Annotated in this window: 12 protein-coding genes and 3 pseudogenes; 13 read left to right on the forward strand and 2 right to left on the reverse strand. The window is 38.6% G+C overall.

Annotated features, from left to right (window positions below; translation table 11 throughout):
• Window positions 1–198: 198 nt before the first annotated feature.
• The 5 genes and pseudogenes from RQ973_RS09460 (at window position 199) to RQ973_RS01000 (ending at window position 5,599) form a co-directional block, all read left to right on the forward strand.
• Complete coding sequence (locus RQ973_RS09460; RefSeq protein ID WP_371607937.1) at window positions 199–378, forward strand: glycosyltransferase; 180 nt, start codon at window positions 199–201, stop codon at window positions 376–378.
• Window positions 379–483: 105 nt separating this feature from the next.
• Window positions 484–1,692 carry a glycosyltransferase family 8 protein gene (locus RQ973_RS00985; RefSeq protein WP_311522440.1) on the forward strand — a complete coding sequence of 403 codons (1,209 nt, stop codon included), beginning with the start codon at window positions 484–486 and terminating at the stop codon, window positions 1,690–1,692.
• Window positions 1,693–1,790: 98 nt separating this feature from the next.
• Window positions 1,791–3,278, forward strand: coding sequence for a glycosyltransferase (locus RQ973_RS00990; protein WP_075232298.1), 1,488 nt, complete (start codon window positions 1,791–1,793; stop codon window positions 3,276–3,278).
• Window positions 3,279–3,285: 7 nt separating this feature from the next.
• Window positions 3,286–4,506, forward strand: coding sequence for a hypothetical protein (locus RQ973_RS00995; RefSeq protein WP_311522442.1), 1,221 nt, complete (start codon window positions 3,286–3,288; stop codon window positions 4,504–4,506).
• A gap of 215 nt (window positions 4,507–4,721) precedes the next feature.
• Window positions 4,722–5,599 (forward strand): annotated as a pseudogene (locus RQ973_RS01000) (glycosyltransferase family 2 protein).
• 106 nt (window positions 5,600–5,705) lie between these two features.
• Here the strand turns inward: RQ973_RS01000 and rnjA are convergent.
• On the reverse strand, window positions 5,706–7,385 hold the full coding sequence (gene rnjA, locus RQ973_RS01005) for a ribonuclease J1 (protein ID WP_311522443.1): 1,680 nt from the start codon (window positions 7,383–7,385) through the stop codon (window positions 5,706–5,708).
• Window position 7,386: 1 nt separating this feature from the next.
• Window positions 7,387–7,620: a DNA-dependent RNA polymerase subunit epsilon gene (locus tag RQ973_RS01010; RefSeq protein ID WP_000639587.1), complete on the reverse strand. Its 234-nt coding sequence runs from the start codon at window positions 7,618–7,620 to the stop codon at window positions 7,387–7,389.
• Window positions 7,621–7,890: 270 nt separating this feature from the next.
• Between RQ973_RS01010 and RQ973_RS01015 the strand changes: the two genes are divergently transcribed.
• The 8 genes and pseudogenes from RQ973_RS01015 to RQ973_RS01050 form a co-directional block, all read left to right on the forward strand.
• Window positions 7,891–8,106: a hypothetical protein gene (locus RQ973_RS01015; protein WP_311522444.1), complete on the forward strand. Its 216-nt coding sequence runs from the start codon at window positions 7,891–7,893 to the stop codon at window positions 8,104–8,106.
• A 110-nt stretch (window positions 8,107–8,216) separates the two neighbouring features.
• Window positions 8,217–8,900 (forward strand): tRNA (adenosine(37)-N6)-threonylcarbamoyltransferase complex dimerization subunit type 1 TsaB, encoded by a 684-nt coding sequence (gene tsaB / locus RQ973_RS01020; RefSeq protein WP_311518991.1) that lies wholly within the window; start codon window positions 8,217–8,219, stop codon window positions 8,898–8,900.
• Window positions 8,897–9,334 (forward strand): ribosomal protein S18-alanine N-acetyltransferase, encoded by a 438-nt coding sequence (gene rimI, locus RQ973_RS01025; protein WP_311518992.1) that lies wholly within the window; start codon window positions 8,897–8,899, stop codon window positions 9,332–9,334. Before tsaB ends, rimI begins: the two co-directional genes overlap by 4 nt.
• On the forward strand, window positions 9,324–10,334 hold the full coding sequence (gene tsaD, locus RQ973_RS01030; RefSeq protein ID WP_311518993.1) for a tRNA (adenosine(37)-N6)-threonylcarbamoyltransferase complex transferase subunit TsaD: 1,011 nt from the start codon (window positions 9,324–9,326) through the stop codon (window positions 10,332–10,334). The genes rimI and tsaD overlap by 11 nt, the downstream gene beginning before the upstream one ends.
• Window positions 10,335–10,444: 110 nt before the next feature.
• Window positions 10,445–11,312 (forward strand): annotated as a pseudogene (locus RQ973_RS01035) (XRE/MutR family transcriptional regulator).
• Window positions 11,313–11,595: 283 nt separating this feature from the next.
• Window positions 11,596–11,763 (forward strand): bacteriocin, encoded by a 168-nt coding sequence (locus RQ973_RS01040; RefSeq protein ID WP_311522517.1) that lies wholly within the window; start codon window positions 11,596–11,598, stop codon window positions 11,761–11,763.
• A 67-nt stretch (window positions 11,764–11,830) separates the two neighbouring features.
• The gene (locus tag RQ973_RS01045; RefSeq protein ID WP_311522445.1) at window positions 11,831–12,499 is read left to right on the forward strand and encodes a lysostaphin resistance A-like protein; all 669 of its coding nucleotides are present in this window, start codon (window positions 11,831–11,833) and stop codon (window positions 12,497–12,499) included.
• 69 nt (window positions 12,500–12,568) lie between these two features.
• A pseudogene (locus RQ973_RS01050) lies at window positions 12,569–12,787 on the forward strand (MutR family transcriptional regulator); the annotation flags it as partial.
• Between the last annotated feature and the right edge of the window lie 9 nt (window positions 12,788–12,796).

Consider the following 12,796-nt stretch of genomic DNA (forward strand, 5'->3'; position numbering starts at 1 on the left):
AACATCAGCGCTTTTTTCAACTGTTACCCGATGGTCAAATCAAGGATATTGGTGGAACCGGTCAGAGGAGTTGACTACTGAGAGGCTGGATAAAATCATGAGTAAAGATATTTCAGCTTTCATCAGAGAATTTTTCCGCAAACTATAGAAAGCTAGTAGTGAATTGGGAATCCTACTGAAGAACCGTTTTTCATAACTTTGGAAAAGTATAAAGAGAAATATAAAAATGACAGAAAAATTAGTATAATTGTATCAGTTTACAACGTTGAAAACTACTTACGACAATGTCTAGATAGTATTCTCAATCAAACCTATCAAGATCTAGGGAAAAACTGTGCTGCCCTTAGATATTGTAGCCCATCAAGCAGAACTCTTTGATAAAGTAATCGCCCATGAAGAACCTCAAAAATGGTAGATGAAATTCGACAGATTTTATTAGTTAATAGAAAAAGAAAATAAACGTTAGATAAAAGGGATTGAAAAATGAAGAAAGCAATCGTACTTGGAGCAGATAATGGATATATGGATAAGGTGGAAACTACTATCAAGTCTGTTTGTGCTTATAACGATGATATAAAATTTTATGTTTTTAATGACGATCTACCTTCGGAATGGTTTCGTATTATGAATCAGCGATTGAAAGCTATTCATTCAGAAATTGTAAATGTAAAGATTTCTAATAATCATCTCCGAAAATATCGTTTACCAACGGCGCATTTATCATACGCAGCTTATTTTCGCTTTTTTATTCCAGACATACTGAAGGAAGATAAGGTTTTATATCTTGATTCGGATATTATTGTCAATGGAGATTTAACACCCCTTTTTGCAATAGATCTAGGTGATGGCCCAGTCGCAGCAGTTAGAGATGAATTGCAGCAAACAAATTTCAATTCAGGCGTTTTATTGATAAATAATGCCCATTGGAGAGAGCATGCGATTTCAACAAAATTGTTTGAATTAGCAGATCAGTACCATGAAGTTGAGTTTGGTGATCAAGGAATTTTAAACCGATTTTTTGTAGGGCAATGGAAAGAGCTAGACGTCAATTACAATTTTATGGTTGGAATGGATACTATTGCGACACGTTTTCAAAAAGATGAATGGTATGTAAAAGCGAATCAATATGAATCAGAGGTTTCTGTTATTCATTATACAGACGAAAAACCATGGTCAGCTGTATATAATAATCGCTTGGGAGATAAGTGGTGGTTCTTCTATACTTTAGATTGGTCAGATATTATCTTACGGAAAGAGATTATCAAACATGGTTTAGATGAGCTTACAGAAAAAGAAAAATATCATACTGCAATCTTTACAAATGCTTGCGAGATGGAGCACTTGGAGTTTTTGATAAAAGCACTACCTGAGGTTCATTTTCATATTTTGGCTCATACAACTTTTGCCTCCCAAGTGGTCGATTTACAACGATATTTAAATGTGTCCATTTATCCACAGTTCAATCCTTATAATTTTGAAAATGTTCTTAGCAAAATCGATTTTTATTTGGATATCAATCATTTTAACGAAATTATGAATATCACTCAGGAGATTCATAAATTAGGGAAACCGATCTTTGCTTTTGATAATACCAGTAAGGACCCAACAGGAGGAAGTCAGATTTTTTCTTCACAAACTCCTGAAGCGATGGTAGTGGCGATTAAAGCTTACCTCAATTCGTTAGATAAATGAGAAAGTTTTAGTAGATAATCTAATCATTCGCTAGTTCACTTCTTTTATGGAGTCCATGCTTTGATGCTTGTGATTAGAGTTTAGTTTGGAGTTAAAGAATGCTTTACACTTTTAATCTTATGGTGGGTTTAGAACCAAATGGTGTAGATGTTGCTCAAGCATATCGTGGGAAGGTTTTTCGCGACTTGGACCTTCCTGCCAGTTTTGTTTTTACACAGGTCCCTCCTCGATTTAAATGGGACTATTACCTTTCTTTGGGTCATCTTGAGGAAGAAATCCTATTAGCACATATGTTGTTGACAGATCAGCGTGATATGAGCTTGGGGATCCGTATAGATGATATGAAGCAGCTCTTACACCTGACTGCTGAATATAAGGAAAATAATTGTGAAGTGATTTTTCAAGAACAAGATGGTGTGACTACCATTCTACATAAAAACAGTCTAAAACCGGATTATGTGGATTATGTAGATTATTATGTATTTGGTCGTTTACTTCGTAGAGAACATTATGGTAAGAAAAAGCTGTTCACAGAATTTTTTACAGCAGTGGATGCTGGATTTGGTATAGTAGCTAGAGTTGTTCGCCGACTGTTTCATAATAGAGATGGTTCCATAGCCTTTGAAGAGATTAAGAAAGAACCAGGTGAGGATACTGAAGCAGTTTATCGGTGTGGATCGGAGTGGTTCTATAGTGAGTCTGAATTTTTAGAGCGAGCCTTATCAGAGTTGCAGTTTAGTAAAGAGGATCATGTATTTATTGATCGTCTAGAGAATCTTCCCTTCACATCACCTCTTTTACGTTTAAAAGGAGAAGCAAGATTATCCTGTGTTGTGCACTCTATTCATTATTGGGGAGATCAGATCAATTCTGAATACTATCACCTTTTTCAATATGCCGAGGAATTTGATGATATTTTAGTATCAACGCAATCACAGAAGGATGAATTGGAAAAACATTTAGCATTACTAGGGAAAACTGGTCAAGTTCGCGTTCTTCCAGTAGCTGCCCTAGAACAGTTGCAATTAGCTGATGAACGAAAACCTTATTCTGTGATGATTGCCGTGCGGTTTGAACGCCGAAAACGGTTAGACTTAGCAATCAAAGCCATCGTTGCTTTTCATGAAATTTTTCCAGACGTCAACTTAGATATCTATGGGCAAGGGATGCTATGGCAGGATATTGAAGCAGAGATTGCCAATCTAGGAGCACAAAATTATATCCATCTTAAGGGGCATCAGACAATTTCAAACCGTTTCAAAGAGTATGAACTTTATTTGGCTACCTCGGAATGGGAAACTTTTGGTATAACTTTATTAGAAGCAATTGGTTCTGGACAAGCTCTTGTTGGTTTAGATGTACCATATGGAAATCAGACCTTTATTCAAGAGGGTAAAAATGGTTATTTAGTTCCTTTTGCTGCTCGTTCGGATGAGGAAATTGTGGTTGATTTAACAAAAGCTTTAGAGAAAGCCTTCAAACAAATCAAACAGCTGAGGGAAGGATCTTACCGCTTGGCTGAAGAATATTTATCAGACCGCATAATAAAACAATGGTATGAATTTTTGACTAGAGAATGGAAATAAAAAAGAAATGATGTATTATTATCTGACAAGGGAATGGTCTTCAGATGACGATCGCCTAAAAAAAGATTTAGAACTTATGGGGAAGAATCTGAAATCATTAACGATTAACAATATTTTTACTAGTTTTTTTTCTAATCATGAAAGTTCAAATCCCTTACACATGACTCAACTTCCCTTACCTCGATTTTGGGAGGTTCTTTCTACAGGTGATATCGTAGCGGAAGGAAATAAAAAAGGGAAGATTTACTGCTATCCTCAGTGGCCACAAATGGTGGAGGTAGTCGAATGGTATGATAACAAAGGTATTTGTTGTGCAAAAGATCATTATGATTTATCGGGAACTTGTTTTCAGAGAGAAATTTGGAGTGGTGGAAAAAAAGAGATAGACATTTATGGTCAGGAAAATCAAGAGCAACTCTATCTTTTTTCATCTCATAATCGTGCACTTTATCGAGAAGCAAACGGTCGGGAACAGGGCCTTTCTTCAATTGATGAAGCAAGAAAACTGATTTTAGATAAACAATTATCTACATGTGATTGTTTAGTATTATCAGATATAAACTTGCTTAGGGATATGCCTAACCTCTCATCTAATCAGATAATGTTTTATATAAGAGAAGAGTTATCTGTCGAAGATATTTCGTATTTAAAAGATCGTTGTGGGAAACTACTGACTCGAGATTTGAAATTAAAGACAGACAATATGAATCTTCCCCTGATTTATCTACCAACGTTTCTTGGGGCCTTTAGGGAGTTTCGCCCGCATATTTTAATTTTGACAGATACGCAAGAACTAGAGCAAATTGAAGTCCTTGTATCTGCCCTACCGAATTTTGAATTTCATATTGCTGCGCTAACAGTAATGGGAGGGCGTTTATTAGATTTGGATTGTCATGCAAATGTTCATCTCTACCCAGGCCTGTCTAGAGAGATATATGAGAAACTTTTACAAACGTGTAGCATTTATCTGGATATTTCTCATGCGCAGGAAATACTTGATGGTAGCCGTACAGCTCTTGAAAATGGCATGGTCCTTTATGCTTTTAAGGACACGTGTCACCAACCAGAGTTTTATGTTACTGACCATGTGTTTCCAAGGGATGGTGTAGCAGAGATGATTGACAAATTATCCCAACTTGCAAATCCAGAAAAATATCAATCTACTTATGATAAACAAAAGATGAATCCGTACTTAGCGATCAGGGAAGAGTTGAAGTTACTTTTTTAAATGATGGATAAATAAGAGAAGTATCGTGAAAGCTTTAGAGTAGATCTTCCTAGATAAAGATATCAATAACTATATAGCGTTTAGCTTAGTACTTCACTTGCTGACAATTTGTATTTCAATCATCAACTTAGTATGGAAGAAATATAATCAAGAGTTTGTGGCTAAGAGAATATGATTGTATCAATCCAGCGATATTTGAAGCACTTAGACTAAAAATTGAAAAAATAAGTGTTATCGTTCCTGTTTATATGTCAGAGGCCTATCTTGAAAATGTTTAGATAGCATTCTTCAACAAACTTATCAAAATCTTGAAGTTATTTTAATCAATGATGGCTCAACGGATGGTTCAGCAGCTATTTGTCAACGATATAAGAATCAAGATGCGCGTGTTAAAGTTTACCATAAGCCAAATGGAGGAGTTGCTTCCAGTCGTAATCGTGCCTTGGAAGCTGTGACAGGTGATTACATTGTCTTTGTGGATAATGATGATTGGCTAGAGTTAGACCATATCCAAAGCCTTTATGATTTATTGAAAAAAACGGATGCAGATATTGCAATTGGTAATTTTACTCAGTTTATTGAAGATCAGGGAAGTTTTTTAATTCATGTAGGTGCAGACAACTATTTTGAACAAGTGTATAGCCCTTTTGATTGGTTCCATCATCAATATGACGGAAAATATAATCTTAGTCAATGTTTTACTGTTCCGTGGGCAAAACTCTATAAAGCGGAGCTTTTCAAGGATATTGTCTATCCAACGGATCAGAAGGTAGAAGACGATTATACGACCTATAAGGTTTATCTTCAAGCAGATAAGATTGCCTATATGAATAAAGCCATTTATATTCATAGAAAACGCTCCACAAGTGTAACTAGAACAGTTAATCTTGCAGATGTTTATCCCTTAAAGAGCATTGAAGAGCGTCTGACTATTTTGAATCTGATTGGGGCACCTCAGGAGTTGTTGGATAAGGAAATTCAGGCTTATAAATGGCGATTATCCATTCATGAAGAAGAATCATTGGAACGCGGAGATATGGAAGCTTATCAACAGATTTTGGTGAAAAAAGCTATTGAGACTAAGCAGCGGTAAGAGTTATAAGTCTTATAGACTAGTTGATTAAAGAAAAATAATTGCTACAATTTATCATAAAATAACAAAAATTCTCTGAAGACATAGGACTTCAGAGAATTTTTTCTTATTCTTCATCTGGTGTGAGAATCATCGGAATGATGATTGGTTCACGTTCAGTATTTTCGTAAAGGAATGGTCGAATGGCGTTTACGATAGCGCCATTGACAGACTGGACGCTGGCATCCTTGTTTTTCAAAGCGATGCGAATAGCATTGAAAAGGATACGTTGGCTTTGGCGAATCAAGTCGCCGGACTCTCTCATGTATACAAATCCACGGCTGAGAATATCTGGTCCAGATAGGATCATTTGAGACTTGAAGTCAACGGTTGCGACAGCCAGTACAACGCCATCTTCAGATAGATCGCGACGATCTTTAAGCACAGCTGCACCGATTTCGCCGATACGATTTCCATCGACGTAGATATCTTGAGCATTAAAATGACCAGCGATACGAGCAGAATTTGCAGTGAGGGCAAGCACATCACCATTACTCATGATAAAGATATTGTCCTTCTCTACGCCAGTATCCACCGCTAGTCCAGCGTGGACTTTCTGCATGCGGTATTCACCGTGAACAGGCATGAAGTATTTTGGCTTAATCAAGCGGAGCATAAGTTTTTGCTCTTGCTGACCACCGTGTCCAGATGTATGGATATTGTTCACTTTACCGTGGATAACTTCGACACCAGCTTCAGAAATGATGTTAATCAACTTGTTGACGCTAGTGGTGTTTCCTGGAATTGGGCTAGATGAGAAGATAACCGTATCACCTGGTTGGAGTTGCACCTGACGGTGGGTTCCGTTGGCGATACGAGAGAGGGCTGCCATCGGCTCACCCTGACTACCTGTACAGAGGATGAGAACCTCGCCTGCAGGATAGTCTTTGATTTCATTTGGCTCGATAAAGGTTCCCTTAGGAGCCTTGATGTAACCTAGTTCAATCCCGTTGACAATGGCTTTTTCCATAGAGCGTCCAAAGACAGCAATCTTACGCCCGGTCTTAACAGCAGCTTCCGTTGCTTGCTGGAGACGGAAGATATTTGAGGCAAAGGATGCAAAGATGATACGTCCTTCGATACCTTGGATGATCTTCATAATCGACTGGCCGACAACCTTTTCAGAGTTTGTAAAGGTTGGCACTTCAGCATTGGTCGAGTCAGAGAGTAAGCAAAGCACTCCATCTTCACCTAGGGCTGCCATACGGTGCAAGTCTGCAGGTTCACCAACTGGTGTAAAGTCGAACTTGAAGTCTCCCGTACAGACGATTTTTCCTTGAGGTGTATGGATGACGATTCCCAATGGCTCTGGAATCGAGTGGGTTGTTCTAAAGAAAGTTGCTTTAAGGTTTTTAAAGGTCAACTCCGTGTTGTGGTTGATTTCGTGAAGTGTAGCATTGCGCAAAAGTCCATGCTCTTCGAGTTTTCCACGGATTAAGGCAAGGGCCAGTGGACCAGCATAGATAGGGATGTTTGCTTGCTTGAGCAAGAAAGGAATCCCTCCGATATGGTCCTCGTGTCCGTGTGTAATCAAGAGAGCCTTGACGCGGTCGATATTTTCTACAATATAAGAGTAATCAGGGATAACGTAATCGATACCAAGTAGGTCATCCTCAGGGAATTTAATCCCTGCATCAACGATGATAATTTCGTCTTGATATTCGATACCATATGTGTTTTTTCCGATTTCTCCTAGACCACCAATGGCAAAAACGCCGACTTCTTCTGGTTTAAGAGTGTAGGCCATATTAGAACTCCGTAATTTCGAATGCGCCAGTTTCTTTTTCGTAGTCTAGTAATTTGTCAGACAAGAGTTCGATATACTCGATATTATATTCTGGACGATTTTCTTCGACAAGTTGGCGAGCAGCGATACGTCCTTCAAGTTCTGAACTAGCATCGATGTCTAAGTATAGTGAGCGTGTTGTTTCACGACGTGGGCTGCGTTCTTTTGTTTCTTGATAAAAAACTTTGTAAATCATATGTTTCCTTTCTGCTTTCAGGTCAGCTATATTCAAAAATGCTCAGTTTGAAGCTGGTTTGATTCCAGTTCATTTTTTGTCTCGATTGACCTTGATTCGTTACAATTATCTCAATTATAACATAAAAAGGGGAATTAGTAAAAGCAGGAAACATGAAAGTAAGGAGCTTGAAATGGGTTCCATTTTACCTTGTATAAGTATTTGAAGACATCAGATGCAAGTGCTATAATAAAGTTATAAGAGACATTTCTATATCAAGGAGGTTGAAAGATGAATGGCCTATTTACTTTTGCTATCGGTATTCGTTTGGTAGCTTTTATGATTTTTGTTGCCTGTGTTTACGGAGGAAATGTTTTGTATACTCGGCTAGAGCATCGAAAAACCAAATTTCTTTGGAAGATTGGTTTCGTGACTCTGTATTCCATTTTCCTCCTTCTTGTGACCTATGTGGTCTGGCTTGTATTTTACTTTGGTTTGAATGTTTAAGTACTTGTCCTGTCTGTTTGGCAGGACATTTTTGTTTCAAAACAAAGAAAATTCCCATGTGTCGGCTTTTGTAGTATAATAGTAAACAGACAAAAAGATAGGAATGTGTTATGAAAGTATTAGCTTTTGATACGTCCAGCAAGGCTCTTTCTCTTGCTATTTTAGAGGACAAGCAGCTTCTTGCCGAGACGACAATCAATATCAAAAAAAATCACAGTATTACCCTTATGCCAGCCATCGATTTTTTGATGACCAGTCTAGATTTGACGCCCAAAGATTTGGATCGAATCGTTGTCGCAGAGGGGCCAGGTAGCTACACAGGTTTGCGAATCGCGGTAGCAACTGCCAAGACCTTGGCTCATACCCTGAACATTGAGTTAGTGGGCATGTCCAGCCTTTTGGCTCTGGTACCGAACCAACAGGAGGGTTTGATTGTCCCTTTGATGGATGCACGTCGCAACAATGTTTATGCAGGATTTTATGAAAATGCTCAGCCTGTCTTTCCAGAGGCGCATCTGTCCTTTGCAGAAGTTTTGGAGCAAGTCAAAGATGCTGAACGGGTAACCTTTGTCGGTGAAGTGGGAGCCTTTGTGGAGAAAATCAAAGAACACTTGCCACAGGCTAACTATCTAGAAACCTTACCAAACGCAGCTAACCTAGCCCTCTGGGCCTGGGACAAGGAAGCAGACTCCTTGCACGACTTCGTGCCGAATTACCTCAAACGTGTCGAGGCTGAGGAAAACTGGCTCAAGAATCACACTGAGTCTGGTGGGTCCTACATTAAACGCCTATGATAGAAATCAAACGAATCCAACAGCAACCTGACTTGGCTCAAGCCATCTATGCTGTCATGGTAGATGTATACCCAGTCAGTCCTTGGACTCTGGAACAAATCCAAGCAGACCTGTCCCAAGACCAGACCTGGTATGCTCTAGCTTACGATTGCTCTGAAGTGATTGGTTTTTTAGCCGTTCAGGAAAATATCTTTGAGGCAGAAGTCTTGCAAATCGCTGTCAAAAAATCCTATCAGGGTCAGGGGATTGCGTCAGCCTTGTTTGCTCAATTGCCAGCAGACAAGGAGATTTTTCTCGAAGTCAGGAAGTCTAATCAACGAGCGCAAGCATTTTACAAGAAAGAAAAAATGGCAGTCATCGCTGAGAGAAAGGCCTATTACCATAATCCAGTTGAGGACGCCATTATCATGAAGAGAGAAATAGATGAAGGATAGATATATTTTAGCATTCGAGACATCCTGTGATGAGACCAGTGTCGCTGTCTTAAAAAACGATGATGAGCTCTTGTCCAATGTCATTGCTAGTCAAATTGAGAGTCACAAACGTTTTGGTGGCGTAGTACCAGAAGTAGCCAGTCGTCACCATGTCGAGGTCATTACAGCCTGTATCGAGGAGGCATTGGCAGAAGCAGGAATTACCGAAGAGGACGTGACAGCTGTTGCGGTTACCTACGGACCAGGCTTGGTCGGAGCCTTGTTAGTTGGTTTGTCAGCTGCTAAGGCCTTTGCTTGGGCACATGGATTACCTCTAATCCCTGTGAATCACATGGCCGGTCACTTGATGGCGGCTCAAAGTGTCGAGACTTTGGAGTTTCCCTTGCTAGCCCTTTTAGTCAGTGGTGGACACACAGAGTTGGTCTATGTTTCTGAGGCTGGTGATTACAAGATCGTTGGTGAAACTCGAGATGATGCGGTTGGCGAGGCCTATGATAAGGTCGGTCGTGTCATGGGCTTGACCTATCCAGCAGGTCGGGAGATTGACGAGTTAGCCCACCAAGGTCAGGATATTTATGATTTCCCACGTGCCATGATTAAGGAAGATAATCTGGAGTTCTCATTCTCAGGTTTGAAGTCTGCCTTTATCAATCTTCACCACAATGCTGAGCAAAAGGGAGAAAGCTTGTCCAAGGAAGACCTATCGGCTTCCTTCCAAGCAGCAGTTATGGATATTCTCATGGCAAAAACCAAGAAGGCCTTAGAAAAATACCCTGTTAAAACTCTAGTTGTGGCTGGTGGTGTAGCAGCTAACAAAGGATTAAGAGAACGCTTGGCAGCTGAAATCACTGACGTTAAGGTCATCATTCCACCCCTGCGTCTCTGTGGAGACAATGCGGGTATGATTGCCTATGCCAGCGTTAGCGAGTGGAACAAAGAAAACTTTGCAGGCTTGGAGCTAAACGCCAAACCAAGTCTTGCTTTTGATACTATAGAATAAAAAGTCAGCTTGAAGCTGGCTTTTTTGCTAAAATATTTTATAATATGTTAAAAAAGTAAAAGTTTTTACGAATAGAATAGTAAAGGGAATATTTAAAAGAGAGTTTGTCCATGATTGAAAAACAGGAATTAGGAGAATTTTACAAGGAATTGCGCTTGGCTAGAAAGCTCAAGCAGTCAGATGTGGCTGGTGCTGGACTAACAGCCTCTCAGTTGTCAAAGTTTGAGCTAGGGCAGTCTATGCTATCTGCGGATAAGTTGATCCTAGCCATCCAAGGGATCAATATGAATTTTGATGAGTTTGGTCATAAGCTCAACAATTATCAAGAATCCCTACATATGCAAATTGGTAGAAAGGTTGTGGATCGCTTTGCCCACCAAGATATAGATGGTTTAGAGCAACTATTAGAGGAGGTCAAGCAAGAACAGATGGCAGAGACCTATCGTCGTTTGAATGCTATTGTAATCAAAGATGCCATCCATTCCTTAGATAAAAGCTATCCGCTAGCAGAGAAGGATAGCGAATTTTTGACCACCTACCTCTATGCTATTGAGTCTTGGACCTGGTTTGAACTCTATCTTTTTTGCAATACCATGCCTTTCTTGAGCAACCAAGATTTGATATTTTTATCAACCTCGTTACTTGAAAAATCCAAGGAATTTAAAGAGTTAGTACATAATAGACTGTATATGAAAAGTGGATTTCTGAATATTATATCAGAACTCATGGAGCGTAAGCTATTTTCTTATATTCCAATCTTTGAGGCCGAGTTGGAGAGCATGCTTCGTCCATACGATGTTTTTGAAAAAGTATCGTGGCAGTTTTTTTTTAAAGAAGATGAGTGTCTTTCTTCAAACCAAAGGAAGTAATCAAAAAGAGATTGAACACTTTATCCAATCTCTGCAAATATTAGAAAACCCACAATTAACAGCCATTTTTGAATTACGTTTACAGCAATATAAAGAGCTTATCGATTAGTTAGAAATGGCAAAATAATAATAATCTCAGCAACGATTGTCAATAATGCTATGATTTGTTTCTTCATTTCATGTCCTCCTACATAATGGTAACTATATTATATCAGTGAAATAATTAAATCAATCAAAATCGCAAATGTGAAATTTTCATGAGAAAAAATATCAAATATGCGATTTTCTAAAATAAGCCAATTTTCGTGTTATACTGTCCTTGTAAGACATTTGAAGCAAATCCTAGGTCGCAGAAGTGGTTTACAAATAAAATAATTGAAGGAGTGTAAATGATGTTGAATTTACAATTTGCAGAAACAATGGAATTGACAGAGGCAGAATTGCAAAAGGTTAGTGGAGGAAGGGCATATCCTCCATTGGGCTCTGGTGGAGGAGGTGCTCTATGGCAAAACTACTTTAACTTTGCTCCTCCAGCTCCTGAGACTAGACGTCGTTATTGATGTTTAAAGCCCTTGCCTTTTTCTTGGGTAGGGGCTGTCTTTATTTCATAGTATAGGAGAAAATAAAATGAAAAAGATAACTTCAAGATACTACTTTTTTATAGCCATTCTACTTGTCATTGCTTACCAGTATCTCAGTGGTCTGATTTTACATAGCGACTTTGCCCTTGGACTATCTGACTTTGGCTATTATCTGTCGGATATGACATTGCATTTTCTTGTAATTCTTATTACTCTTATTTTCATGGTTCAGTCAAGGAAATGGCAGGAAATTAACAGTAAGAAGTTTCGTTGGTCCTATTTGTTTTATTGTGTCTTGGCTTTTTTTTTGTTGTTCGTTTGGAATAGAGTTACCTTTTCTCTTTTTCCACCTACTAGAAATGCAATTTCTTATCAACATTACGCTCCAACTTTTACAGGCGCTACGGCATTTTTGATGTATTTTTTCTATCCTGTGATTGCAGGGCCCATTTTTGAAGAGATGATTTATCGTGGATTGGTGATGACCGCTTTGGAAAAAGGGAAAAAATGGGGACTGGACGTGCTTGGTTCTGCTGCTTTATTTGGAATTCTGCATATCAGTGATTATGGTTGGGTCTTGACAGACTTTTTCGTATATATGGGCGGTGGTATCATATTTGCACTCTTGTTTAGAGTGACAAAGTCTATTTATTGGCCTATTGGACTGCATATAGTCTACAATGGTATTGGTCAAATACTTATGTTCTTGCACTAGGATTTAAAAAGATGAAAATTTCAGAGTATTTGATTTTGGTAAAAAGTTTTGAGTTGCTACGAGGAAACTTTATTTGAATTTGAGTTGGAGAGCATACTTCGCCCGTATGATGTTTTTGAGAAAGTATCATGGCAATTTTTAAAGAAATTGAGTGTTTTCCTTCAAACCAAGGGAAGCAATCAAAAAGAGATTGAACACTTTATCCAATCTCTGCAAATATTAGAAAACCCACAATTATCAGCACTTTTTGAATTACGTTTACAGCAATACAAAGAACTTATCGATTAGTTAGAAATG

Origin of the sequence: uncultured Streptococcus sp. (assembly GCF_963511325.1) — a bacterium.
Lineage (GTDB): Bacteria > Bacillota > Bacilli > Lactobacillales > Streptococcaceae > Streptococcus.